The organism is Agarivorans sp. OAG1, from assembly GCF_037076485.1.
Lineage (GTDB): Bacteria > Pseudomonadota > Gammaproteobacteria > Enterobacterales > Celerinatantimonadaceae > Agarivorans > Agarivorans albus.
In genome coordinates, this window is sequence record NZ_AP028990.1 from 1,948,521 (window position 1) to 1,974,318 (window position 25,798).

The following is a 25,798-nucleotide window of genomic DNA, read 5'->3' on the forward strand; positions in this document are numbered from 1 at the left end:
CTTAACCGGGGGTTTTGTTTTCTCGTTGCACAATTTCTAAAAGCGCACTCTCAATAAATTTTTGCTTAAGTTTGTCGTCAGCATCAAAACTTAAACCGTAATGCACTTTTTCTGGTGAGCGTTGTTCTAAATGCTGATTGCAGATACTCGCGGTTATCGCCAAAGGATCTTGGCCTTCTATTGGTAATTCTAGCGTAAATGCTTGTTTGGTTAACGGCAGCGGAATAGGGCTAGACACAAAGCCACCGCCATTTAAGGACAAGTCTTTAAGCAAACCACTAAAGGATTCTTGGCTATCAGCGCTACTGCGCATATAGCAAGACAAGGAAATAGGTAAGCGACTGTGTTGGCGTAAACTGATTTTTTGCACGTTGCGCGGATAATCCAGTACTACCCAGCGGCCAACACTGCTCATTAGCTTAGAAATTGAGCCGCGATAGGCAAATATCGTCGCGTTTGGGTCACCTTCGTTTACAATACGTACAACAATTGACTGACCTTCTCGAATTAAATCTCTAGCTGCTTCCCAATTTTGGTCTATTCCTCGAGATAAAATCACACACATTCCTGGCTCAATACCAATTAAGCGACTTCTTAAGCGCAACGGCTTTGTAGGAGTGGGTATTTGTAAATGCACTTCGGTTTGACAAGGAAGGGCATTAAACTGCTTGAGAAGTTCCGGAGCTATAGGGTCCACATCGATATCTATCGTTTCCATGACATAGTTTAACCATATCATAGATCTACGCTGTTTGGATTAGAGAGCATTGAGGCGATGACTATTCTATGCGCTTGCCGTTATAATGAGCCGCATTCGCCTTTATGAGCAGCATTATGAAATTATTTGTAAAAGATTTAACCGTAATCGACTCTACCTACCTCTGCCCTGATCGTGGCTTAGTGGGAGAGAGTTGGTTAGTAGACATAGAGTTAGGTGGTTCACTTAATGATATGGATATGCTGTTAGATTTTGGCCAAGTAAAAAAGCTGATTAAACGTTTAATTGATGAAAAGGTCGATCACAAACTGTTGGTGCCTATTCGCTCGCCTCTATGTAAGGTAAAAACCGGCGAAGGTTATACCCAATTGGACTTCATGCGACCGCACGGAAAGAGCATTCATTTACGTTGCCCTGATGAAGCGTATACCTTTATTGACTCGGTAGAGGTGAGTAACGAAGCCTTAACTGCGTACGTAAAAAATGTAGTTTTAGAGCAGCTGCCGGCGAATATTCAAGATCTGGCTATTACCTTAAGACACGAATCTATCGATGGCCCTTATTATCACTATAGCCACGGCTTGAAAAAGCACGATGGCAACTGTCAGCGTATTGCTCATGGGCATCGTTCCACTATCGAAATTCAAGTAGATGGGGAGTATAACATTGACTTAGCCACCAGTTGGGCGATGAAGTGGCGTAATATTTACCTTGGTAGCGAAAGTGATGAAATTAGCCAGCAAGATATTAGTTTTTACCAGCAGCAAGCCTGGCAAGATCATTACGCGTTTGCCTACCAATCGCCGCAAGGTTTCTTTGAACTGGTGCTCCCTAAACAAGAAACAGACATTTTGCCCTGTGAGACAACTGTCGAGAATTTAGCTGCATATATTGCGTCTACCCTCGCTAAGGTGATGGAAGGACATAGCTTGAAGGTTATTGCTTACGAAGGGGTAGGAAAGGGTGCCATATCCGAGGTTTATCGCTAATAAAAAAGGCTCCTTTAGGAGCCTTTTTTATTGCAGCGAAATTTACAGGGTAAAGCGTTTAACTAGCGAATCTTGTTGTCCTGCTAATTCACCAAGCTCTTCACTTGTGCTGGTCACTATTTCAATGCTTTGGTAGTTCTCATCACTAATATCTGAGATACGGTTAAGGTTGTTGGATATCTCAGCGCCGGTGGCTTGCTGTTGTTCTGCCGCCGCAGCAATTTGGCTACTCATATCAGAGATTTGAGTAATAATACCTTGGATTTCTTCCATTGCACCGTTAGCGTCAGAGCTTTGAGAAATACTGGCTTGCATTTCTGAAGAACACTCCGACATAACCGATACAGCGCGTTGAGCACTTTTCTGTAGGTTTTCAATCATAGATTGAATTTCAGTTGTTGAGTTGGTGGTTTTCTGTGCCAATACCCGCACTTCGTCAGCAACTACTGCAAATCCACGACCTTGCTCACCGGCTCGAGCGGCTTCAATAGCGGCGTTTAAGGCTAACAAGTTGGTTTGATCGGCAATGCCTCTAATTACATCTAAGATTGAACCAATACTGTTACTCATGCTGTCAACTTCACCAATAACTGAACTACTGTGTTCTAGTTTTTCTGACAATTGGTGAGTAGTCGTAATGTTGTTGCTCATTACTTGTCGACCAGAGTTTGCGGCTTCTTCAACTTCCATTACTTTTTCTAAAGTAATGTTAGCGCTCTTGGCTACTTCTCTAACCGATTGCTCCATTTCCGTCATCGCTGCTGCTACCGACGCTGTTTCTTGGCGTTGATTATCCAACTCAACTTTGGCGGTATTAAGGGTAGTAGAATTACCGTTAGATACATTAGAGAGACTTTCAGCGGCCTGGCTAATATCATTAAGAACCGAGCGCATTTGCTCCATCATGCTGTTGGCAGAATCAGCTAATTGACCAAATTCGTTGGTACTTTGGTACTTAACTGTTTCGGTCATATCACCGGCGGCTGCCGCTTTAAGGGTCTTAAGTAATAAGTTAAGTGGTTGTTTAATAGAACTCGCAACGTTCCAAGCAACCAATAAGGCTAATGGAATAACGATTACCATGGCGGTAATTAACTGAATCCGGCTAGACTCCAACATCTTGTTGGCGTTTTCGGAGGCATTGTCTACCTGAGCGTTTGCAATGTCGTTAATACTAGAAAGCTGGCTAATGGCTTCAGTAATTTGAACAGAGGTCTCACTAACACGTTGAGCAATGGCTTCGTTGTCTTGTGTCACCTTTAGGTGGGCAGCTAACACACCATCAGACTTGGTCGAGTCCTTAACGAACTGGTCAATCTGATGGCCCATATCGTTACGTAGTTCAGGAATTTCTTCTTCTAGGTCTGAGGTGGCACTCAAGAAGTTTTTGATTAGCTTGTTGTTGCGCTTAAGGATTACAGATACTTTTTTAGACTGGCTAGTATTTAAGCCTTCTAAGGTATTTAGCTCAATAACGGCCATCGCGTTTAAGAAGCTCTCAGCCGCCCAACGGATGTAGTCATCGTTCAATGCAGCTACTTTATCTGATAGGTTTTTCTTAAGTTGCGGTAGCATTACCGACAATTGGTTGGTACTGCGCTTAACCGATTGTAAGTCTTCCAAGTAATTAATGTTGTCATTCATTACCTGTTTAGCTACTTGGAAGTAATTTTGGTCCAGAGCATTAAGCGCGTCTAGGCGAGATTTTAACTCGTTATTGCCTTCCGACATTGAACGTAAAGTGCCAAGTGAAGAAATAAAAACGAGTTCACTTTGTTCAAAAGCTTCGCTACTAGCTTTAATAACATCTGCTTCGCTAGAGGTTAGAGCATCTTTAAAGTATTTATCTGCAGTGAGCAAATCTACCGCAAATTGACTACTTTGTAACACTAATGGAGTGGCTTCTTCTGTTACGGTATCAAGCTGTTGGTTAAAGCGACTGCCAGTTTGTAACGACAATACATTGGTGAGTACCATCATTAAAACCAGAAAGCCAAAACCAATGTTTACTCGATGAACAATAGAAATATTTTTAAAAAATTGGAGCGATGAGGCTACGTTCAGTGACTTTTTTTTCATAATTCCTCGACCAACCGATCTTGTTAGCTATTTATAGTTTTTATATTGTTTTATTTTGTTAAAAGTATGCCCTGTGTTGGCTGTTCTTACTATGTAAGAGATCACAACTCTACTCGCGCAGGCCGCTTTTATACTGATATTAGCGGCTGATTTAACTAAGACTTTACCTTTTAAACTTTTATCTAAAGCTAATCGTTCAAATAAAACACAACTAGGGCGCTTTTTTGCTAAATAATCTACCGCTAGGTTGGGCCTGTATAGCAAAATAGTTTATAAAGAAGATTCTTCATCCACATGGGTTTTAGCTTAGACAAATGGCCTTTGTACCTCGCATGTTTAAGTGCATGTTAGTAAACCGTCAGTTTCATCACTTTCTTTCGTATAAACCGCGAGTGTTTTTGGCTGCATTTTTTTCTAGCATAGTATTACTAGGTTGCAGCAGTGCAGTTTTCAGTGATCTTTTTGTGAGTTATGACGAGCAATTGCGCGCGAGCCGTTACCAACTAGGTTCAGGAAAATTTGAGCTAGCCTCGGACTTATTGGCCGAAGGTAAACAAGGCGATAATAGCTACTACCTTAAGCAACTAGAAAAGGGGCGGATGAGTTACTTAGCGGGCGACTTTGAACAAAGCCAAGCACATTTCACTACCGTTGACGAACAACTTCAGTGGTTATCTCGGCAGGCGGAGTACCGTTTATCAACGGGTTTACAGAATGTTTCAGCCTTGGCGACCAACGATAACTTTATTGAGTACCATATTCCTGTTTATGAACAGGTTATGTTGCATCATTATCAGGCGATAAATTACTTGCATAGCAATGGCCTAGAGTCGGCTTTGATTGAAGTACGCCGTGCGGCAATGATTCAACAGCAAGCTATGCAAGAAGCACCAATTAGCCTAGAAGAACAATTACGGGATTACACAGCACAATACGACGATTTAATGCAAGAATACCCGCAACTAAACTCCAAGAATAAAGCCCTGGATAATGCTTTTCAAAATGGTTTAACGTTTGCTCTATCAGCTGCATTGTACTTGGCGGCGGGGCAAGAGGATGATGCTTACATCGATTACCGAAAGGCCTTGGCACTGGCGCCTAACAATAGCTACTTACAAGCAGAAGTTGCCCGCCTTGGCAAGAAACTCTCGATGAGTGACTATAAAAAGTATACCCCAGCAGAGCCAGTTCCCTTAAGTAAACAACAAGGTTTGCTGATTGTTCTTCATGAACAATCAATTGTTGCCGCTCGCCAAGAAGCCCGTTTTACACTGCCACTTTATAACCATAATCGCTGGGAAACCTACACGGTAGCGCTGCCCATTATGAGGGGAAATGCCCAAGTAAGCATTCCGCAAAAGCTAGCCGTTAATGGTGAGCGGTTTGCTACCGAGCGTTTAGTGCAGTTTGATGACTTAGCGGCTAAGCAGTTGCAACAAGACTTACCAGGCATATTACTGCGGCAAATCTTGCGGGTTATTACCAAAGACCAATTTAGGCGAGAAGTGAACAAAGACAAAGCTGATGATGAAGAAAATTGGGCGAACGCCTTAGTCAATATTTACAATGTTGCTTCAGAGAGAGCCGATACTCGTAGTTGGCAAACCTTACCGGCTTTAGCACAGATTGCCGTTAAAGCTTTGCCTGTTGGTGAACATACTCTAGAATTTGAGGGGTTAATTGAACCATCTACAAGCATTACTTTAAGGCCCAGAAGGGTTACCTTGGTGTTAACCAATGATTTGGGTGCTCCTGCTCAAGTATTTAATTTATGAAGAGGGTAAAGCTATGAAATATTTGCTGTTACTAAGTGCATTGTTGGTTGGGTGCACCACTGATACCTCCGGAATAGCAGCCGACTCAGACAAACCTGATGGTAAACAATGGTTAATAGTAGATAACCTTAATCTAGGTCGTAAGCTAACCATTATTGATGCAGCAACCCACCAAGGTATGGATCGCCTGCGTGGTGTCGCCACAATACAATCTTTATACAAAGGTGACTTAGATTTACAGTATCGTTTTTATTGGTACGACAGTAACAATGTACAATTGAACAACGCAACAACAGCATGGACGCCGCTAAGCTTGCACGGCAAGCAACAAATTCAGGTCCAATCGGTGGCGTTAGTTCACAACGCTAACCATTTCAAAATTTATGTTAGAGAAGTTGAATAACAGAGAGATATCCCATGAAAAAACTTGTATTAGCAGCATCCATACTGGCATTTACCTTGACTGGGTGTTCAACTCAGGTGAGCTATGGCGACCCTCAAGAAGTTGAAACTGTAGATGTTGCTTTTGGTTCGACTGATTTGCAAAAGATTGCTGGCGAAATGACTGACTCCATGATCTCATCTCCTTTGTTAGCAGAAATCACCGCCAATAATCGTCCGATTGTGTTTGTTGAACGGATCAAAAATAAAACTACTGAACACATCGATACCGAATCGGTAACTGATTCCATCAGCACCAAATTATTGCAATCTGGCAAATTCCGCTTTGTTGATATGAGCCGCGTGAATGAAGTGCGAGAGCAGCTCGACTTTCAGAATGATGGTGGTTTAGTTGACCCCTCAAAAGCGATTGCATTTGGTCAGCAGGTCGGCGCCGAATACATGCTCTACGGTAACCTAGCGAGTATCGTAAAAACCAACAAAAAGACTAAAGACGTTTATTACAAAATGACCATGCGATTAATGGATTTAAAAACCGGCCTAGTAGAATGGGCTGATGAGACTGAGATCCGTAAGGCCGAAACTAAATCTACTTTTGGTTGGTAGTGATTAATGGGCCCACTTTTTATCGATTTACTTGGCACAGAGCTGAGTGCTGAAGAAGCTGAAATGCTCCAGCATCCTTTGGTGGCTGGGGTTATTTTATTTAGCCGTAATTATCAAGACCGAGCTCAACTAATAGAACTAGTACGAACCATAAGAGTGGCCAGCAACCAGCGTTTACTGATTGCTGTTGACCATGAAGGTGGGCGTGTCCAAAGATTTAGAGAGCAGTTTTCTGCCATACCTGCAATGGGGCAAATTGCCAACACCGCCAATCAGCTAGGTTTGTCTAGCATTGAATGGTCAAAGCAATTAGGTTGGTTAATGGCGGTTGAGCTGCGAGCTTGCGACATTGATATCAGTTTTGCTCCCGTGTTAGATATTAATGGCGTGAGTGACGTGATTGGCCAGCGGGCATTTAGTGACAAGCCTGAACAGATTACTCAGCTTGCCAGCGCATTTATCGATGGTATGTCGGTAGCAGGAATGAAAGCTACCGGTAAGCACTTTCCTGGTCATGGCAATGTAAAAGCCGATACTCATCATTTAGAGGCGCGTGATAACCGCTCTTTTGCCGACATTCAACAGCAAGATATGCAAGTGTTTGCCTCACTAATAGCCCAAAATAAATTGGATGCGGTGATGCCTGCGCATGTTATTTACTCGCAAGTTGATGAAAAACCAGCTGGTTTTTCTAAGATTTGGTTGCAGCAAATTCTCCGCAAAAGTTTGGCCTTTAAAGGTCTAATATTTAGTGATGATTTAAGCATGAAGGGGGCAGCAGTGGTGGGCGATCATGTTGCTCGCGCTAAACAAGCATTAACTGCTGGCTGTGATTTGTTGCTCGCCTGTAATGATCGAGAAGCAAGCATTAGTTTGCTAGATGGCCTAGAGCATACTCAAGTGCCCGCCGGTGAGCGATTAGTAGGCAAAGCATATTCACTTAGTTGGTCTGAGTTAGAAGCGCAAGCTCAGTATAAAGAAATTGCCGCTCGCGCTGCGAAAATAGCGCAAATGAGTAGTGAAACAAACAGTTTATAAATACACTTGTTTTTAGTGTGTGATTCTAAGGAAGGTAAAGCGAGATGATTATTTATCTACACGGCTTTGACTCAACAAGTCCGGGTAACCACGAAAAAGTGCTGCAGCTGCAATTTGTCGATCCAGACGTGCGACCAATTAGCTACAGTACCATTCACCCAAGGCATGACATGAGCCATCTTCTAAAAGAAGTGCACAAACAGCTCATGTTAAGTGCTGATGAAGAAGTGGTGATTTGTGGTGTGGGACTAGGCGGCTATTGGAGCGAACGCATTGGCTTTTTATGTGGTATTCCTTCGGTGATTTTTAACCCGAACTTACACCCAGAAGTGAACATGCAGGGCCGAATTGAGCGACCAGAAGAGTACATTGATATTGCTTCTAAATGTGTAACCGAGTTTAGAACCAAGAATAAAGGCAATTGTACGGTAGTGCTGTCGGAAAACGACGAAGTACTGGATAACAAGGTATCGGAACAAGAGCTTAAAGATTACTACCAGGTAGTATGGGATAAAGAGCAAAGTCACAAGTTTAAAGATATTAGTCATCACTTACAGTTGATTAAGTCTTTAAAACGTTTACCAAGCCTGTAGAAGCTTATATTTTTGTCAAAAGAGGGATTTAATCCCTCTTTTTTATTGCGCTCTTTTTGTGATCTCTATCAAGTTACGTATAATGAGCGCTGCTTCACCAGCAGTTCAAGGCACAAAAAATCAACTAAATGCCTTTTGGGTAAAGCAAAAACACTTCAAGTTGTTACAAGGAAACAAGCAAGCATGACTAGAATCGTTGTAGTTGGTGGTGGTGCCGGTGGCTTAGAGCTAGCGACACGTTTAGGGCGTAAACTAGGGAAAAAAGGCCAAGCGAGTGTAGTGCTGGTAGATAAAAACCGTACTCACCTTTGGAAACCCCTGTTACACGAAGTAGCCACTGGTTCATTAGATGCCGGCATTGATGCGCTTAGTTATCGCTCTCATGCTGCTAATCATGGTTTTGAGTTTCAACTCGGTGAAGTTGACGACGTAAATCGTGAAGATCAATTAGTGACCCTAAAACCAATGGTTGAGGAAGGTAAAGAAGTATTGCCTGCTCGCCAACTTAACTACGACTACTTGATAATGGCGATTGGCTCGGTTTCCAATGACTTTAATACTAAAGGTGTTAAAGACAACTGTATTTTCCTCGATAACCCAAGTCGCGCCGATTTATTCCACCGCCGCATGCTTAATCGTTTCTTACAGTACTCGCAAAATGACGAAGCGCAAAGTGGCGAAAAAGTACGAGTTGCCATTGTAGGTGCAGGGGCAACCGGTGTAGAACTTTCTGCTGAGCTTCATAACGCCTTAGATCAGCTTCGAGCTTACGGTGTACCTAATTTAAGTCATTCTAGTTTGGCGGTTACCTTGGTAGAGGCCGGGGAAAAAATTCTACCTGCTTTACCAGTGCGTATTTCTAGTTCAGCCCATTCAGAGCTGCAAAAAATGGGTGTGGATGTTCGCACCAAAACCATGGTGACAGAAGCAACACCTGAGGGTTTAACCACCAAAGATGGTGAGCTAATTAAAGCCGATATTATGGTCTGGGCGGCTGGCATTAAATGCCCAGAGTTTATGAAGGACTTAGGTGGATTAGAAACTAACCGCATTAATCAATTAGTGGTTAGGCCAACTCTGCAAACCTCACGCGATAGTAATGTTTATGCAATTGGCGATTGTGCTAGTTGCGCCATGGGCGAAGATGGCTTTGTACCGCCACGTGCTCAATCGGCTCATCAAATGGCAACATTGGTGTTTAAAAACATTGTGCGTCAAATAGAAGAAAAGCCACTGCTAGAGTTTGAATATAAAGATCATGGCTCATTAGTATCACTTAGCCGCTATTCAACCGTTGGCTCGTTAATGGGGAACTTGATGCAGGGCTCTATGATGATTGAAGGGCGCATCGCTCGGATAATGTATATTTCCTTATATCGTATGCACCAAATCGCCTTACATGGTTACATGAAAACCGGCTTGATGATGCTAGTAGGGCGCATAAACCAAGTATTAAGGCCTAAGCTTAAGTTGCACTAAGCGTGTAAGATTGATGATTAAATAAAAAAGCAGCCTCAGGGCTGCTTTTTTTATTTGTTTATTAGCAACTTTAATCTATAGGTAACGAGTTAGGCTCTGGGTTTTATTAACTGCTTTTTCAACAAGTTTTAATGTGAAGGATGTTTTTCTAAAGCGGATTTGAACACAATAAAGCTCATCATTAAGCTTATCCACAACGTAACGGCATTAAGGGTTTCAAAGCGCCAATAGTTTAAATTAATAGAGTGAATCTGAATGGCTATGTCGCTGAATAATAGAACTAAAATGCCCCAAAGTTGACTCCTAATGGAGAGCTTTTGCCAAAGTTTCGGAAAGATCAATCGAGTGAGCGGCAAAGCGCCCATAGCCAAGCCAACGTAAAACCAAAAATGGTCAGGGTAGAGTAGACCCAGTATTTTGTCCCCAGTTTGTCGAGAGCTGGCGGCAATGGCCAGCAATAACCAGGTTCTGCTTAACAGCGCGCAAGCAAATAGCACGCTGGGTTGATTAGCAAGTAACACAAATGTACTTAAGAAGCGGGTGTAACAGAGCTGTTTTGCTGGTCGCTACTAAGCTCTGATGCTTCATTTACATTTGCTTGCTCAGCCTCAACGATAGGATCTGATTCCGCTTGAGCGTCGATTAAAGGTGCTTGCTCAGTATCGTCAGAAGCGTTAGTTTGCGCTTCCGGGCTGCGACGAATTTGAATCAGCATGCCCATTAACGGGTGGTCAAAGTAGTGAATCTCACCTGAACGTACACGACGTTTTTGATCGAACTTAAAGCTGTGTAGCTGCTCTTCTGTGTGGTATTCACTAATTAAGCTACCTTGCTCTGTTGTCTCTGCGTCAGCACTCAGCACAACCACTTGTTGCTCTTCACTAGGTACAACAACTTCAGCTACGGCAACATTGGCAGGAACTTCTACAGTACTTTCTTCAGCGATAACAGTTTCTTGCTGTGGTAATTCTGCAGGTTGCTCAAGCAGAGGTTCTGGTTCGTTCAGCAACAGCTCTACTTCAACAGGGCGTTTTAGCAGTAACTCGCTTTCGATATACAGGTAGTGCTGCAGGTATACACGAATTCCGCCTTCCAGTTCCCAAATAGCTGGCGCCGGCTCTGGTTCAATATCAAAAGCGCCAACTGCTGAGTCGGGTTCATCAAACAACGAAATATTTTCAGCGGCTAAGTCGAAACTTTGGCTTTCTTGCGCATATTGCTCATCAGAGAAAGTTAAAGAGCCAACTAAACGTCCTTCATCATTGAAACGGGTAGAGAAGTCTTCACCGGCTTGTACTTGGTAATGCTTAGCGCGATTGCGAGGAGCAACAATTTCTCGCCAGCCTAGGTGTAATAAGGGCGTGAACGCTGCGTGCTGGGTGAGTTTAGCAAACTCATCGTTTAGCTCAAGCTGCTCTTTACTTAGCATTTGGCGTTTAGTAGCGCCGCTTATCGGCCAGCCTCTACCATCAATGCTTACTGGTAGCTTATCAAAACGTGGCGCAATGCAAGGCTCTTGTTCTTCGCTGCAACCAAATAGTGGTGCCAGTAAAGGTTCACTCGTGTTGGCATTAAGGCTTTGTGGTTGCGGCCAATACTCTTGGCTACTTTCAACACTTACGTTACGTTTGAAAAAAATAACTTCAATGTCAAACCAGCGAGGCTCTTGAGCAAAACTAGATAGGCTGGTAAAGCTTACTGCAGCTAAGCTACCTAGCTGCAGGGCATGTTTAAGAGTTAGTCGCATTGGCAGTAAATTGCTCCAATAATGATTCGATTAAGCTTAATCGCTGTTCTGGGCTATCGCTAGGTACCGCAAACTTAAGTTTGTTGGCACCTTCTAGGCGATAAATAGCTGGCTGTGATTGTAACAGGCTTACTAGAAAAGCGGCATTAACTTTTGTGGTTTCGGCAAACTCAACTTGGCCACCTTTAGGCCCAGCTTCAATACGTTTAATGCCTAGCTGTTCGGCTTCAATTTTGAGATTTTGAACTTCAAATAGGTTTTTTGCCTGCTCAGGTAATAAGCCAAAGCGGTCAATTAACTCCACTTGTAGCTCTCGCATTTCTGCTTGATTGGCACAGTTGGCGATGCGTTTGTACATGGTTAAGCGTGTGGTTACGTCAAAAATGTAATCATCGGGCAGCAGAGCGGGTAAGCGCAGTTCTACTTCACATTGGTCGTTCTGGCTTAAGTCCCAATTTAGGTCTTGACCATTTTTTAGTGCCGTGACAGCTCTATCTAACATTTCCATGTAAAGCGTGAAGCCTACTGCTTCAATTTGTCCGCTTTGGTCATCACCTAATAATTCACCTGCACCTCGAATTTCTAAATCGTGAGTAGCAAGGGTAAAGCCGGCACCTAAATCTTCTAGCTGCGATATGGCATCTAAACGTTTTTTTGCATCTTTGGTGATCAACTTAGGTGGTGGCGTTAGCAAATACGCATAGGCTTGGTGGTGCGAGCGGCCAACACGACCACGTAATTGGTGCAATTGAGCTAAACCAAAATTGTCGGCGCGGTTAATAATGATGGTGTTGGCACTAGGGATGTCGATGCCAGTTTCAATGATAGTGGTACACACCAGTACATTGAACCGTTGGTGGTGGAAGTCACCCATGATTCGTTCAAGTTCGCGCTCACGCATTTGGCCATGAGCCACGGTAATTCGCGCTTGAGGCAACCATTCTTTAAGCTCTTGAGCTATACGTTCGATGGTTTCGACTTTGTTATGCAAGAAGTAAACTTGACCGCCGCGCATCACTTCACGACTAATTGCTTCTTTAATTAGCGCGGCGTCGTGCTGGCGAACAAAGGTTTTTACAGCCAAGCGCTTCGCCGGTGGAGTCGCGATAATCGATAAATCACGCATGCCACTCATTGCCATGTTTAAGGTTCGAGGAATTGGCGTCGCGGTAAGAGTAAGAATATCGACATTAGCACGCATCGCTTTAATCTGTTCTTTTTGGCGCACCCCAAAGCGGTGTTCTTCGTCGATGACCAACAAACCTAAATCAGCAAATTTTACATCCTTGCTAAGCAGTTTATGGGTACCAATAATTACATCCACTTTGCCTGCAGCGAGATCCTTTAAGACTACATTTTGTTCTTTAGTGGTTTTAAAGCGAGATAACGAAGCGACTTCTATCGGCCAATTGGCAAAACGATCGCTAAAGTTGTCGAAGTGTTGCTGGGCCAATAGGGTGGTTGGCACTAGTACGGCGACTTGTTTGCCAGCATTTACGGCAACAAATGCTGCGCGCATGGCAACTTCTGTTTTGCCAAAACCTACATCACCACACACTAAGCGGTCCATGGCGTTAGGTGTTTGCATATCTTGCAAGGTTGCGCCAATAGCCTGTTGTTGGTCATCGGTTTCTTCAAACGGGAAATCGGCTGCAAACTGTTGGTAGGCGGCGTCATCTAGCTCATAACCAAAGCCGGGTTTGGCGGCGCGTTTTGCGTAAACTTCTAGTAACTCGGCGGCTACGTCGCGAATTTTCTCAGCAGCTTTGGCTTTGGCTTTTTGCCACTGATCATTACCTAGTTTGTGCAGAGGCGCTGTTTCGTCGTTAGCACCAGAGTAGCGACTAATTAAATGCAGGGCATTTACCGGCACGTAAAGCTTGGCTTCGTTGGCATACTCTAGGGTTAAAAACTCGGTTTTAATACCACCGTTTTCAAAGCTGCTTAAACCATGATAGCGGCCAACCCCGTGTTCTATGTGTACCACTGGCTGGCCAATACTTAGCTCAGCTAAATTGCGAATAAGTACATCAGGATTAAGTGTTTTACTTGATGCTTTACGTTGCTTAGCTCGTACTTTATCGCCGAGTAAATCAACTTCACTAATTAGCTGAACATTGGGATCTTTTAGCTCAAAGCCCTTATCTAAAGGTGCCACCACCATGGCCAAGCTGTCTTTACTTGCCAAAAACTCACTGATACTGGCAACATCTTTGATGCGCAGTTTAAGCGGGCTAAGCAAGTTTTTTAGGGCTTCTCGACGGCCTTCTGTCTCGGCGATAAAACAGGTTTTAGGTTTTGGGTGATGTTCTAGGTAATGACTTAGCGCTTGCAAAGGCAAGTTCAAACGGTGATTTACACTTAAGTCTGGCAGCGCGTGGGCATCTAGATTCAGCTTACCTTGGCTATTACGGGCCGGGCCTTTATGCAGTTTTACGCCTGCAAACTGTTTTAGTTCTTTAAAGCATTGCTCGATGCTTTGATATAACTCGTCTGGCGGTAAGATCGGCCGCGCTTTGTCGTAGCGTCGATTTTCATAACGGTCCGTCAACTCACTCCAAAATTGCTTACCGGCATGATCCAAATCACCGACTTTAAGAATCACCGTGTTGGTGGCTAATTGGTCGGTTAAGCTTTCGGTATGAGCATGAAATAAAGGTAGATAATACTCGATGCCCGCTGGCATTATTCCTTTGGTGACTTGTTGATAGATGGAGCCCGCATCTCGGCTTGGTTCAAAACGGTCGCGCCACTGTTGGCGGAAGGTTTCTATACCGCCTGCATCGGTCGGGAACTCGTGCGCTGGTAATAAGGTAATGCTTTTGCGCTGCTCAGCACTACGCTGGGTATCGGGATCAAACTCGCGAATGCTGTCTAGCTCATCATCAAAAAAGTCCAAGCGAAAAGGCAGGTTGCTGCCCATGGGAAAGAGATCTAGCAAGCTTCCGCGAAGAGCAAACTCTCCGTGCTCCATTACTTGATCAACGTGCTGATAGCCGGCGCTAACTAAACGCTCTTTAAAAGCATTGAGGTTTAAGCTTTGACCTACTTTAAGCTGCAAGCTGTGCTTGGCTAAAAATTCAGCCGGCGCACAACGTTGCAGCCAGGTAGCTATGGGCGCAATAAGCACACTATTTTTATCGTGACTTAGTTGATTAAGGCTTAAAATACGTTGCGATACAATATCTTGGTGCGGTGAAAAAGTGTCGTAAGGCAAGGTTTCCCAGTCGGGTAGCAAATGCAAGGCACGCTGAGGTTTTAAGCCGTTTACTTCTCGCTCTATTTGCAGCGCGCTACGAGTATCTTCAGTTAAAATCACGATGGGCGCATCAAGTTGCGCGATGTATTCTTGAATAACAAAAGCAAGCGCGCTACCGGGTAAGTTGCTTACTTGCTTTTGGTCGCCAGCATCAACTGGGCAGGGTAAATTTAGTAACACTGATAACTCTTATTTTTCGGCTTGTTGGCGAGCATCTGCTCGGGCTTTTAGCTGCTGGCTTTGAATGTGTAAGCTGGCTCTAACCAGTGCTTCAACATCTTCATCTCGGATCAAGGTGTAGTTTATTTCTACCAAGTGCTCACTGCGATGAGCAATGGCTTTGCTTTGCTGTACTTCACCATAGCAATAAACGGCAGTGGACTCTTCTGGCAGAAAAATCTTCAGCTTTACTGCTTGCCCTTGCTGCAAGGCTTGTGGCCAGAAACAATGGATTTCTGAGCCGCCAAATTGATGACTGAGCGTACGGTGTTCAGGGCTATCTTGTTGTACTAGCACGTAACTTAACACTCGGTTTAGCTTTTGTTCTTGAGCGTGCAAATAAGATAAAAGCTGTTCGCCTGCTTCGCCCAGTTGTTTAATTGCGCGCAAACCGAGCAGAGAATGATGCTGTCCTGGGTTAGCCAGGGTAAAGGGCTCAGGAATGCTGGCTTCAAATGCTGCTTTTGTCTGAGGTAAGTCATTTGGCTCAATTAACTCAAGGTTTACATTAAGTTGATGAGTAACGCTAAAATATTGTTGTTCCTGCATACATTCCCAGAAGCGCCGTGCGGCGAGTTGTCAAATAGACCATGCTTAAAGCGTAGTAGAAGGCGAAATTACAACAAGTTGCGTAGCGGATTGCAAATAATCTGAATATCTTTGTTTTTTATGTGATTAAGCAAGAGTTGTGACTTGTTGGCCTTAGTGCCGCGCGGTATGATTAGCGCGTTTTTTTGTGCCTAGGGATGTTCGTTGCTTCAATGAAATTAATTGGCTTTATAGCATGGCGGTTCTCGCGAGGAGCCAAACAGCAACGTTTTGCGTCGTTTGTGAGTTGGTTTTCTACTTTAGGCATTACATTAGGGGTAGCTGCGCTTATTACGGTTATTTCGGTAATGAATGGTTTTGAAAACCAGTTAAAGCAGCGCATCCTCAATTTAGTTCCTCATCTTACTGTTGCTAATCAGCAAACCTTGCCTAATAACTTGTCCTCGTTAGCTACCGCACCATTAGTACTGAGTGAAGTTGTACTGCAAAGTAGCAGTAACTTGCATGCAGCGATGATGCAGGGCATCGATATCGAGCAACAAAAAGATGCAGCGCTGCTGCGTGAAAAGATGCTGATTGGTGATCTAGATAGCCTGCAAGCAGGCAGTTACAACGTAGTGATAGGTATTGGTACGGCTAATGCTCTGGGTGTGCGCTTAGGTGACACCATAAGGCTGCTGGCTACCGACAGACTGGTATATACCCCATTAGGAGAAATGCCTTCACAACGTAATTTTGTTGTTTCAGGAATATTTGAGTTTGCCGCTGAAGTCGACAAGCAATTTATTTTACTCAATATAGAAGATAGCGCGCGCCTATTGCGTTCTCCACTTTCCGCTGTGAGCCAACAGCGAGTATTCCTTGATGATCCGTTCCAAATAGAAAACATCGCCGCTAGCCTTAATCAGCACAATGTAGAGTTTCAAGATTGGCGGCGCTTTTATGGCGAATTATTTGCCGCAGTTAAAATGGAAAAAAACATGATGGGCATGCTGTTTTGCCTAATTATCGCGGTAGCCGCGTTTAACATACTGTCGAGTTTGGTGATGATGGTAGGGGAAAAGCGCAGCGATGTGGCCATTTTGCAAACCCTAGGTTTATCGCGCGATAAGGTAGTAATGGTGTTTGTTGTGCAAGGAGCCTGGAGCGGTTGCATTGGCGCAGCCGTTGGAGCCTTAAGTGGCTGGTGGCTTAGTTCCAACATTAATAGTGTTATGTCTGCAATTGGCCTTAACTTTGCGGCCAACTTTGGTGGTGCAGGTTTACCTGTATTGCAACGCAGTGAGCAAATTATCTTCATCACCGTTGCTGCCATGTTGTTAAGCATTGTCGCGACGATTTATCCTGCTTGGCGCGCCAGCAAAATCCACCCTGCAGAGGCACTTCGTTATGAATGAGATTAATGCTCAGCCCGTTTTAGTGGCGAAAGAAATATATAAAACTTACCAAGACGGCAATCAATCTACAGAAGTGCTTCATGGCGTTGATTTTGAAGTGAATGCTGGTGAAGCAGTGGCCATTGTAGGTAGCTCGGGCTCTGGTAAAAGTACCTTGTTGCATATTCTTGGTGGATTAGATGAAGCCAACAAGGGCACGGTAAGTATCGATGGACAAGCTATCGACGGTTTAAGTAGCAAGCAATTAGCTGGGTTACGCAACCAAAAGCTTGGTTTTATCTACCAATTTCACCACTTATTAGGTGAGTTCTCGGCCATAGAGAATGTTGCAATGCCCCTGTTAATTGCGGGAATGGCAAAAAAGGCCGCTATGCAAAAAGCGCAAGCTTTATTGGAGAGAGTTGGTTTAGGCCATCGCTTAAAGCACCGACCATCTGAGTTATCGGGAGGCGAACGCCAGCGCACGGCTATCGCTCGCGCCTTGGTTAATGAGCCAAGCTTGGTGCTAGCCGATGAGCCCACCGGAAATTTAGATAGCCAAAGCACAGAATCTATTTATCAACTTATTTTGGAACTGAACCGAGATTTAAATACAGCGTTTGTTGTGGTTACCCATGATTTAACTTTAGCTGCTAAGTTTACCCGCCAAGCATATATGCAAGACGGAAACTTTGTGAGCAAGGGCGAATAGCATGCGTTTGCCTTTGTCATTTTTTATTGGCTTGCGTTATCACCGAGCCAACAATAGTAATGGATTTATCTCGTTTATCTCGGCCTCATCTACTTTAGGCATTGTGTTGGGTGTAGCGGTTTTAATCATTGGCCTTTCGGTCATGAATGGTTTTGAGCGAGAGTTGCGCGAGCGCTTTTTAGCGATTGTAAGCCATGGCGAGCTAGAGGCGGTAAACCCTCCTTTGAGCGATCATCAGCAGCTGTTAACTACTGCTATGGACCATACTAAGGTACTGGGCGCTGCTCCTTATGTTAGCTTTAGTGCACTGGTGCAAAAAGGCAAACAGATGAAAGCCTTGTCGCTAAAGGGCATCGATCCAAACTTAGATAAGAATGTTACTAACCTTCATCAGTATGTTGGGGACAGCGCTTGGCAAGCCCTGGCAAGTAACCAGCCGCAAATTGTTTTGGGTTCGGGTATCGCTAAACTGCTTGATGTAACCGAAGGCGAGCAGGTTACTTTGTTGTTGCCTAAAGCTAATCAACAAAACCGTTTAAGTTCACCACAGCGGGTTCGGGTTAAGGTTGTCGGCTTGATGAAGGCTGGGGGACAATTGGATAATCAGCTGGCCTTTATTAATTTGGCATTTGCCCAACAATTGATGAATTGGCAAGACGGCGTTTCTGGGATTAGCTTGAAGGTTGCAGATCCCTTACAAGCAGACCAAGTGGTGCGTTCTGTGGCAAAGAACTTTCCCCAACTGGTTTATATTAAGAGTTGGATCCGCCAACATGGTTATCTCTACCAAGACATTCAGTTAGTTCGCACCATTATGTACGCGATAATGTTATTGATAGTGGCTGTGGCTAGCTTCAATATCGTATCCACCTTGATTTTAGCGGTAAGCGAAAAACGTGGTGACATTGCTATTTTAAAAACCATGGGCGCGAGCGACCAAACCTTATTGAAGAGCTTTATCGTATACGGCTCATATAACGGGGTTTTAGGTTGTGCGTGGGGGGCATTGTTAGGCGTGTTAGGTAGTTTTGGTTTGCCTAAATTGGTTGCTTTGATTGAAGCCCTAATAGGGCATAGTTTGCTCTCTGCCGATATTTATTTTATCGATTTTCTTCCCGTTGAGCTTATTTGGACAGACGTTATAGCAGTCGTTGTGGCGGCGCTAGTATTAAGTATGTTAGCCACTATATGGCCAGCTTGGCAGGCGACTCGAGTTAAGCCTGCTCAAGAATTAGGTTAATGCCACATCAACAAAAAAGGAGCTGTAAGGCTCCTTTTTTTGTTTTGGACATCTATCTGCGTTTGCGGTAGCGACGCCTAACTGAATAACGCCACAATGCGTTAATCGCAAAATAACCACACACAGAAAAAACAATACCATTAACAAGGCTGCCTAGTAAAAAGGCTGGGCCAATGGTGGCGATGAGATGTTCTAGGCCATGCCAAGTTAGCTCTAAATGGTAGTCGGCTACCGGTTGACCTAAGATCCCCGTTCCTACTAAATAACAAAAATAAAAGATAGCCGGGATAGTAAACGGGTTGGATATCCAAACTAAGGCAACCGATAAAGGCAGGTTTACCTTAAACATAATGGCTAAAGCTGCTGCAATAATCATTTGCGACGGCAGCGGAATAAAAGCCACAAACAAACCTATGGCAAATGCGCCCGCAGCTGAGCGCCGGTTAAGGTGCCACAAATTAGGGTTGTGTAGCCAATCACCAAAAAATTTTAGATGTTTGCTTGCTTTTAGATCTTCAGTTTTAGGAATAAATCGTTGTATCGTTTTTTTTGGCATATAGTTTGTTATTGATAATAAACTTCTTATGACATATGAATGCCTTTTTACTAGCAAGTTTGCTAGCAATGACTTCATCGCTATTCTGGCCGAACCTACTTAGCTTACCACTCCTATATGTTAGCTTCGTTGCACTTGTGGCTTCGCTTTGGAAAAGAAAGCTCTGGGCTGCTGGCTTCATATTTGGCGTGTGTTGGATGACGAGCCATGCGCTGTATTATCAGTCATGGATTGTTAGCATCCAACAAAAAACGGCCAACTTTAGCATAAATGGCGAGATCTTGGCAGTTGATAATAATCAATACTGGCAAAAAATTACTGTAGAACTACATCAATTAGATAGCCATACCAGTATAGCGTGGTGGCAGCCAAAACTTACCCTTTATCATTCTCGTTCAACAAAGGATTTTGTGCCACTTCTGGCCGGTCAGGAAATTGTTGGCGAGGTTAAGCTAAAACCTGCCTTTGCCAGTATTAATCCGGCAGGATTTAATTATGCAAGGTGGTTAGTTGCTAAATCAATTATTGGGCGCGGCAAACTGATTAGTTATGAGCTACTAGAAAGCGAACCTTCATATCGAGAAGTTTGGTTAACAAAGTTAGCCAAATTACTGCAAAACTATCAGTATTCTGGTGAGATGTTGGCGCTAATGACGGGTGATAAACGGCTTCTCTCGCAGCAGCATAAGCAGCTATATCAGCAATCTGGCTTAGGTCATTTGTTTGTATTGTCCGGATTGCATTTAGGCATTGTGGCTTTTTGGTCGTGGTTGTTAGCAAGGCTTGTGAGTATCGCGTTTAGGGTTAATCAACAAGCGATGCCAATTTTGATTAGCTTGGCATGTTGTATCGCATTTTGTTGGCTGGCCAATTGGCAGTTATCAATGATGCGAGCATTGCTAATGTATAGCAGTTCGATGCTATTTATATTATTAGGTAGCCGCAGAACAGTTGTTTTTGGCTTAATGTTTAGTGCATTACTCATCCTGCTTATATGGCCGTTTAGTGTTTATAACAGTGGTTTTTGGCTGTCCTATTTTGCTGTCGCTATTGTATTACTCTGCTTGTGGTTAGGCCCAAGAAATAAGCTGGCAATGCTTGTATTTATTCAGTTGGCTATTGGTTTATTAATGATGCCACTGCAGGTGTTGTTGTTTGGATTAGTGCCTAGTTCAGCGTTGTTGCTTAACCTTGTTGCCGTGCCGTTGTTTAGTATGGTGATCGTGCCAGCCTTGTTATTACTCAATTTGTTTTTTGCAGCTGACAGTGATTTAGCACCTTATTTGGCGCAGTTTGTTGATTGGCTATTTTCATACCTTTATAGCTCGCTTGAGTGGCTGAGTAGCAATTTGTCGGTGAGTTTAAGCTCGTCGTCGATTGTTATTGGTTTACTACTAATTCTCCCACTATGTGCACTATTACTGAGGTTTTACCGTAAGCGTTTGTATTGGGTGTTGTTGTTACTTTTATTGTTACCTAGTAGCCATCGCTTAAGCCAGTCTAAAGATAGCTGGCAAGTATATGTACTAGATGTAGGGCAGGGGCTTGCCGTGGTGGTTACCCATCGAGGTGAAGCGATAATCTATGATACAGGGGCGAGGTTTCGCAGCGGTTTTAGTTACGCAGAAAGTGTGATCGTTCCTCTTATTGCGGAGCTAAGAGTTCAACATGTTGATAGCATAATAATTAGTCATGGAGATAATGACCACGCTGGTGGGAGAGAAGTCTTAGAGCTGACTTACCCACAAGCCAAGCAATATTATGGCCGAGACAAACGCTTACCAGAAACATTTTGCCAAGGTAAGCGGATGTGGGGAAAGCTACAATTAGATTTCTACTTAGCCGACCTTGGTTATGGAAACAATGGGTCTTGTGTAATAAAGCTCAGCGACGGCCACACAAGCGTGTTGCTGACTGGTGATATTGAGCAATTGGCTGAACAACAATTACTAAATGCTGGCTTAAAACAGGTGAATATCATGTTAAGTCCCCATCATGGTAGCAATAGCTCATCTTCAACTAGCTTTATTCATGCGCTAAACCCAGAAGTGGTAATTCATAGTAGCGGGGCGTTTAATCGATTTGGTTTCCCGCATCAATCGGTGCAAGAGCGTTACACCGAGAGCAAGCAGTATATAACGGGTCGGGATGGAGCAATAAAACTTGAAATTGATGACCGTTCATACCAAGTTTATCCGTATAGACAATTAAAAACGAGTCCGTGGTACCAGCAAATCATCAGTTGGTGATTTGGCTATAAACCGCTAAACTAAGGCAATTTTTCCGATGGAATAACTCTGTTCTTATGATTCCAGATACAGCTACGAATACAAAAGCTAATTTTCTCCGTTTATTAAGCTATGTGAAAGACCGTAAGATTGGTTTGATTGTCGCCATTATTGGCATGATAGGTTACGGCGCCGTAGATACGCTTTTTGTTTACTCAATCAAGCCGCTGATCGATGAAGGTTTGTCCGGTAAAAACCCGGCAGTGTTAACTTACATGCCAATCTTTGTATTAGGCATTGTATTGTTGCGTGGTATTTGTGGTTTCGCCAGTAGCTACGGTATGTCTTGGGTTGGTGGTCACCTAGTGATGAAAATTCAACGTCAGATATTCAATCATTTGATGTTAATGCCAGTATCGTTTTTTGATAAAAACCCAACGGGCACGCTTATTTCAAAAATCACCTATGACTCTAACCAAGTGAGCACAGCTGCTACTGCAAGTTTGGTGAATTTAGTGAGAGAAAGTGCCACCATTATTGGTTTGTTGATTCTTATGTTTTACAACAGCTGGCAATTATCGCTAATCTTTTTTGTAATTGGTCCGCCAGTGGGTTACGCAATCAATTTGGTTAGTCGTCGATTTCGTAAGATTAGTACTAACTTGCAACACGCTGTAGGTAACGTTACCACTACTAGTGAACAAATGCTCAATGGCCATAAAGAAATTCTTTCATTCGGTGGGCAGCCTAAAGAAGAAGCAAGATTTAATGATGCAAGTAACATGATTCGTCGCCAGCAAATGAAAATGGCTACTGTAAGTGCTATTGCCAACCCTGCGGTACAGTTTATCGCTTCTATTGGCTTGTCTATTGTATTGTTTGCCGCATCATCACCTGAGCTGGTGGCAGAACTTAGTCCAGGTACCTTTACCATTATTGTTACCTCTATGATGATGTTGCTAAAACCATTAAGAGTAATTACCCAGTTAAATAATGATGTGCAAAGAGCGATGGCTGCTTGTACTAGCTTATTTACCGTAATGGATATGGATACCGAAACTGATACTGGTAGCCACGTTACTAAACGTGCTAAAGGTAAAATCAACTTAGCGAATGTTGAATTCAAGTATCCCACCAAAAATGAGATTGTACTTAAGGGTATTAATCTAAATATCGAAGCAGGGCAAACCGTTGCTTTAGTAGGGCGCTCTGGTAGTGGTAAGTCAACTATCGCAGGCTTGTTGCCCAAGTTTTATGAAGTGCAATCTGGGCAAGTATTGCTAGATGATATTCCTGTTCAAGATTACCAACTCAAGAACTTACGTGAGCAGTTTGCTCAAGTATCGCAAACTGTTCACCTGTTTAGCGGTACCATTGCCGAAAATATTGGTTATGCCAATGAAAACGCCAGTCGAGAAGAGATTGAGCGAGTGGCTGAAATGGCAAATGTAACCAGCTTCGTAGAAAAGTTTGAAGATGGCTTTGATACTGTTATTGGTGAGAAAGGTGTGATGCTTTCTGGCGGCCAACGTCAGCGCATTGCAATTGCTCGTGCCTTACTAAAAGATGCACCAGTTCTGATTTTAGATGAGGCTACCTCGGCGCTTGATACTGAGTCAGAGCGTAAAATTCAGCAAGCAATTGACAGAGTTTGTTCTGATAGAACTGCCATTGTGATTGCTCACCGCTTATCAACCATTGAAAACGCAGACATGATTGTTGTTCTTGATGAAGGTGTTGTGGTTGAGCAGGGTAGTCATGCTGAGTTAATGGCTAATCAGGGTGACTACTACCAGCTACATCAAATTCAATTTGGTGAAAAGTAAGCAGTGAAGTTTTGGTATCAAGCTAAGCAGCAACATTGGATAAAAATTGGTTTGTTGCTGCCGCTTAGCGGCTTATTTTACTTAGTTGCTAGTGCTCGCCGTTTAGCTTTTAAGCTGTCTTGGTTTAGTAGTTATCGCCCACCGATCCCAGTTGCCATTGTGGGTAACATTAGTGTGGGTGGAAATGGCAAGACTCCAGTTGTATTAGCGCTGGTTGAAGCGGCAAAGCAGCGCGGTTTCAAGCCCGCGGTTGTTAGCCGTGGTTATGGCGGTAAAGCGCCTTATTATCCTTTTGTTGTTAGCTCGACTAGCCAGTCTGCAGAGTGTGGTGATGAACCTCTGCTTATTTATCAGCGAACCAAGTGCCTAGTGATCGTAGACCCAAATCGCAGTGCGGCGTGCAAAGCTGCTGTTGAGCAGGGGAGTGATCTGATTATTTGCGATGACGGAATGCAGCACTATGCCTTACAACGCGATATAGAAATTGCGGTCGTTGATGCTCAGCGAGGTTTAGGTAATGGATTGTGTTTACCCGCGGGTCCCTTACGAGAAACAGCCTCTAGGTTATTAGTGGTCGATTTGATTGTGAGTAATGGGGAGCCGCTGTTTAATGCCAATAGTCATTTGTTGCAGTTACGAGCCAGTGGTTTGCGCCGCGTAAGTGATCAGCAACAAGTGACGGATGTTACACAGTTTGACGCTGCTATTGCTGGAATTGGCAATCCAGCGCGCTTTTTTGATTCACTTACTGTTTTAGGCTTTGCTTGTAAGAAGCAAGTCAGCTTAGATGATCACAAGCACCTTAGTGAAGAACAGCATAAAGAGTTGTTTGAGAAACGTATAATCATGACAGAAAAGGATGCGATTAAATATCGTCATACAGCCGGTAATGAGTGGTATTATTTACCCGTGGATAGTGTGCTGCCTGATGCGTTTTATCAGCAATTTTTCTCATTGTTACAGGAAAAAATTCATGTCAGTTGAACATAATTTATTAGAAATTGTTGCTTGCCCCTTATGTAAAGGCAAGCTGCATTACGACAAACCTAATAACGAATTAGTGTGTAAATTTGACCGTTTAGCCTATCCCATTAAAGATGCCATTCCGGTTCTTTTAGTTAATGAAGCCAGAGAAATGTCAGCCAACGAGTTACCGCAATGAAATTTGTAGTGGTTATTCCAGCACGTTATCAGTCTACCCGTTTACCGGCTAAGCCACTGCAAGATATTGCAGGTAAAACGATGATTGAAAGAGTCTATCAGCAGGCCTGTAAGTCAGGCGCGGAACGTGTGGTTATTGCAACTGATGATCAACGTATTGTGGATGTTGCAGATGGTTTTGGTGCTGAAGTTGTGCTCACTGCTGCCAGTCATGAGTCGGGCACCGAACGCTTAGCTGAAGTGTGTGAAAAGTTGGCATTCTCGAACGATACCATTGTGGTTAATGTTCAAGGCGATGAGCCGTTGATCCCACCTGCGGTAATTTCTCAGGTAGCTGGCTTACTTGAAGATGCACCCGAAGTAAAAATGGCAAGTTTGTCTGTACCTATATATGAGGATACAGATATTCATGATCCTAACGTTGTTAAGGTTGTGTGTGATAAAGACGACCACGCCTTGTATTTCAGCCGCTCAGCTGTTCCGCACGAGCGAGATGGAGATTGGCAATGTGAGCTGTATTCAAGGCATATAGGTATATACGCCTATCGCGCGCATTTTGTCGGTGAGTATTTGCAACTTAGTCCGTCTCCCATTGAGAAAATGGAAAAACTAGAGCAGTTACGGGTTCTCTGGCATGGTTATAAAATCAAGATGGCAAGAGCAATTGAAACACCCGCTCATGGTGTTGATACTCCAGAAGACTTAGAAAAAGTTCGCGCTTTATTTGCGTGAGTACGCCAAATCGTTATAGAGAAGATATGAATTACATTCCCTTAAGTGAGCACAAAAAAGCTTGGATCTTTAGACGGGCTGATCTACCCATTAGCAGTGAAGACAGCGCTGCAATTAAACCTATGACAGAGCCTCGAGCGAATTTGTTATGGAAAGACCTTGTGAGTAAACAAGTTGATCACCCAGATTTTTTTCGTAAGGGTGATTGGGCCTTCAATCTAGAAACTTGGACTGGGCAGGGTAACTGGGAAGCTGTATGGGATAGCGAGCAACTTGCGTTACCTGAGGAGTTATTGACCCATTTAAACTGGCAAGATAATACAGTGGTTTATTATTGCAATGATCAACGAAACGTTATTGAAACCACTTGGTCTGTATTTAAGCGTTGCTGGAAAAACTTTTTGTTCATGGATGACGGAGCGTTGTTAGTCGCTAAAAAGCGCACCGAAGTTGCCCAATTCCTTGCCAACGGTAGTTATCAATTTGGCAATAAGCCTGCTTAGTGGTAGCTGAA

The 25,798-nt window shown here is 43.6% G+C and carries 22 protein-coding genes; 16 read left to right on the forward strand and 6 right to left on the reverse strand.

Annotation, left to right across the window (positions count from 1 at the left end; all coding sequences use genetic code 11):
* Nucleotide 1 precedes the first annotated feature (1 nt).
* Nucleotides 2–718: a PilZ domain-containing protein gene (locus OAG1_RS09140; protein WP_338625948.1), complete on the reverse strand. Its 717-nt coding sequence runs from the start codon at nucleotides 716–718 to the stop codon at nucleotides 2–4.
* Between the two features lie 116 nt (nucleotides 719–834).
* Here OAG1_RS09140 and OAG1_RS09145 point away from each other — a divergent pair, with 116 nt between their 5' ends.
* Nucleotides 835–1,707: a 6-carboxytetrahydropterin synthase gene (locus tag OAG1_RS09145; RefSeq protein ID WP_338625950.1), complete on the forward strand. Its 873-nt coding sequence runs from the start codon at nucleotides 835–837 to the stop codon at nucleotides 1,705–1,707.
* 42 nt (nucleotides 1,708–1,749) lie between these two features.
* Here OAG1_RS09145 and OAG1_RS09150 read toward each other — a convergent pair whose 3' ends face one another.
* On the reverse strand, nucleotides 1,750–3,786 hold the full coding sequence (locus OAG1_RS09150; protein WP_338625952.1) for a methyl-accepting chemotaxis protein: 2,037 nt from the start codon (nucleotides 3,784–3,786) through the stop codon (nucleotides 1,750–1,752).
* Between the two features lie 314 nt (nucleotides 3,787–4,100).
* Here OAG1_RS09150 and OAG1_RS09155 point away from each other — a divergent pair, with 314 nt between their 5' ends.
* From OAG1_RS09155 to OAG1_RS09180, 6 genes are all read left to right on the forward strand, one after another.
* Nucleotides 4,101–5,561: a hypothetical protein gene (locus tag OAG1_RS09155; RefSeq protein WP_338625954.1), complete on the forward strand. Its 1,461-nt coding sequence runs from the start codon at nucleotides 4,101–4,103 to the stop codon at nucleotides 5,559–5,561.
* A 13-nt stretch (nucleotides 5,562–5,574) separates the two neighbouring features.
* Nucleotides 5,575–5,964: a DUF1425 domain-containing protein gene (locus OAG1_RS09160; RefSeq protein ID WP_016402566.1), complete on the forward strand. Its 390-nt coding sequence runs from the start codon at nucleotides 5,575–5,577 to the stop codon at nucleotides 5,962–5,964.
* Nucleotides 5,965–5,978: 14 nt separating this feature from the next.
* A complete protein-coding gene (lpoB, locus tag OAG1_RS09165; RefSeq protein ID WP_338625957.1) occupies nucleotides 5,979–6,569 on the forward strand; it encodes a penicillin-binding protein activator LpoB in 591 nt (196 codons plus the stop codon).
* A gap of 6 nt (nucleotides 6,570–6,575) precedes the next feature.
* On the forward strand, nucleotides 6,576–7,607 hold the full coding sequence (gene nagZ, locus OAG1_RS09170) for a beta-N-acetylhexosaminidase (protein WP_338625959.1): 1,032 nt from the start codon (nucleotides 6,576–6,578) through the stop codon (nucleotides 7,605–7,607).
* A gap of 44 nt (nucleotides 7,608–7,651) precedes the next feature.
* Nucleotides 7,652–8,200, forward strand: coding sequence for an alpha/beta hydrolase YcfP (gene ycfP, locus OAG1_RS09175; RefSeq protein ID WP_338625961.1), 549 nt, complete (start codon nucleotides 7,652–7,654; stop codon nucleotides 8,198–8,200).
* A gap of 183 nt (nucleotides 8,201–8,383) precedes the next feature.
* On the forward strand, nucleotides 8,384–9,679 hold the full coding sequence (locus tag OAG1_RS09180) for an NAD(P)/FAD-dependent oxidoreductase (RefSeq protein ID WP_016402561.1): 1,296 nt from the start codon (nucleotides 8,384–8,386) through the stop codon (nucleotides 9,677–9,679).
* 529 nt (nucleotides 9,680–10,208) lie between these two features.
* On the opposite strand, the gene OAG1_RS09185 is transcribed toward OAG1_RS09180, so the two are convergent.
* Genes OAG1_RS09185 through OAG1_RS09195 form a run of 3 tightly spaced genes read right to left on the reverse strand, consistent with a single transcriptional unit; the run spans nucleotide 10,209 to nucleotide 15,453 of the window.
* Complete coding sequence (locus OAG1_RS09185; protein WP_338625963.1) at nucleotides 10,209–11,426, reverse strand: CsiV family protein; 1,218 nt, start codon at nucleotides 11,424–11,426, stop codon at nucleotides 10,209–10,211.
* Nucleotides 11,410–14,865, reverse strand: a complete 3,456-nt coding sequence (gene mfd, locus OAG1_RS09190) for a transcription-repair coupling factor (RefSeq protein WP_338625966.1) — start codon at nucleotides 14,863–14,865, stop codon at nucleotides 11,410–11,412. The genes OAG1_RS09185 and mfd overlap by 17 nt, the downstream gene beginning before the upstream one ends.
* Nucleotides 14,866–14,874: 9 nt before the next feature.
* Entirely contained in the window at nucleotides 14,875–15,453 is a 579-nt protein-coding gene (locus tag OAG1_RS09195) for a hypothetical protein (RefSeq protein ID WP_338625968.1), read from the reverse strand.
* 212 nt (nucleotides 15,454–15,665) lie between these two features.
* Here OAG1_RS09195 and OAG1_RS09200 point away from each other — a divergent pair, with 212 nt between their 5' ends.
* From OAG1_RS09200 to lolE, 3 genes are read left to right on the forward strand one after another with little or no spacing between them, the layout of a single operon-like run.
* Nucleotides 15,666–16,850, forward strand: a complete 1,185-nt coding sequence (locus OAG1_RS09200) for a lipoprotein-releasing ABC transporter permease subunit (RefSeq protein ID WP_338625970.1) — start codon at nucleotides 15,666–15,668, stop codon at nucleotides 16,848–16,850.
* On the forward strand, nucleotides 16,843–17,541 hold the full coding sequence (lolD, locus tag OAG1_RS09205) for a lipoprotein-releasing ABC transporter ATP-binding protein LolD (protein WP_338625973.1): 699 nt from the start codon (nucleotides 16,843–16,845) through the stop codon (nucleotides 17,539–17,541). The genes OAG1_RS09200 and lolD overlap by 8 nt, the downstream gene beginning before the upstream one ends.
* A 1-nt stretch (nucleotide 17,542) precedes the next feature.
* Nucleotides 17,543–18,781: a lipoprotein-releasing ABC transporter permease subunit LolE gene (gene lolE / locus OAG1_RS09210; protein ID WP_338625976.1), complete on the forward strand. Its 1,239-nt coding sequence runs from the start codon at nucleotides 17,543–17,545 to the stop codon at nucleotides 18,779–18,781.
* A 52-nt stretch (nucleotides 18,782–18,833) separates the two neighbouring features.
* Here lolE and OAG1_RS09215 read toward each other — a convergent pair whose 3' ends face one another.
* Entirely contained in the window at nucleotides 18,834–19,337 is a 504-nt protein-coding gene (locus OAG1_RS09215) for a DUF2062 domain-containing protein (protein WP_016402552.1), read from the reverse strand.
* Between the two features lie 68 nt (nucleotides 19,338–19,405).
* On the opposite strand from OAG1_RS09215, the gene OAG1_RS09220 reads away from it, so the two are divergent.
* The 6 genes from OAG1_RS09220 to OAG1_RS09245 are packed head-to-tail and all read left to right on the forward strand — an operon-like array spanning nucleotide 19,406 to nucleotide 25,787.
* Nucleotides 19,406–21,586, forward strand: coding sequence for a DNA internalization-related competence protein ComEC/Rec2 (locus OAG1_RS09220; protein WP_338625978.1), 2,181 nt, complete (start codon nucleotides 19,406–19,408; stop codon nucleotides 21,584–21,586).
* Between the two features lie 56 nt (nucleotides 21,587–21,642).
* On the forward strand, nucleotides 21,643–23,391 hold the full coding sequence (gene msbA, locus OAG1_RS09225; RefSeq protein ID WP_338625980.1) for a lipid A export permease/ATP-binding protein MsbA: 1,749 nt from the start codon (nucleotides 21,643–21,645) through the stop codon (nucleotides 23,389–23,391).
* Between the two features lie 3 nt (nucleotides 23,392–23,394).
* Nucleotides 23,395–24,375 carry a tetraacyldisaccharide 4'-kinase gene (lpxK, locus tag OAG1_RS09230; RefSeq protein WP_338625982.1) on the forward strand — a complete coding sequence of 327 codons (981 nt, stop codon included), beginning with the start codon at nucleotides 23,395–23,397 and terminating at the stop codon, nucleotides 24,373–24,375.
* Nucleotides 24,365–24,553: a Trm112 family protein gene (locus OAG1_RS09235; RefSeq protein WP_016402548.1), complete on the forward strand. Its 189-nt coding sequence runs from the start codon at nucleotides 24,365–24,367 to the stop codon at nucleotides 24,551–24,553. The genes lpxK and OAG1_RS09235 overlap by 11 nt, the downstream gene beginning before the upstream one ends.
* Complete coding sequence (kdsB, locus tag OAG1_RS09240; protein ID WP_338625984.1) at nucleotides 24,550–25,284, forward strand: 3-deoxy-manno-octulosonate cytidylyltransferase; 735 nt, start codon at nucleotides 24,550–24,552, stop codon at nucleotides 25,282–25,284. The genes OAG1_RS09235 and kdsB overlap by 4 nt, the downstream gene beginning before the upstream one ends.
* Before the next feature lie 26 nt (nucleotides 25,285–25,310).
* Nucleotides 25,311–25,787, forward strand: a complete 477-nt coding sequence (locus OAG1_RS09245; RefSeq protein WP_220718143.1) for a DUF2947 domain-containing protein — start codon at nucleotides 25,311–25,313, stop codon at nucleotides 25,785–25,787.
* Nucleotides 25,788–25,798 lie beyond the last annotated feature (11 nt).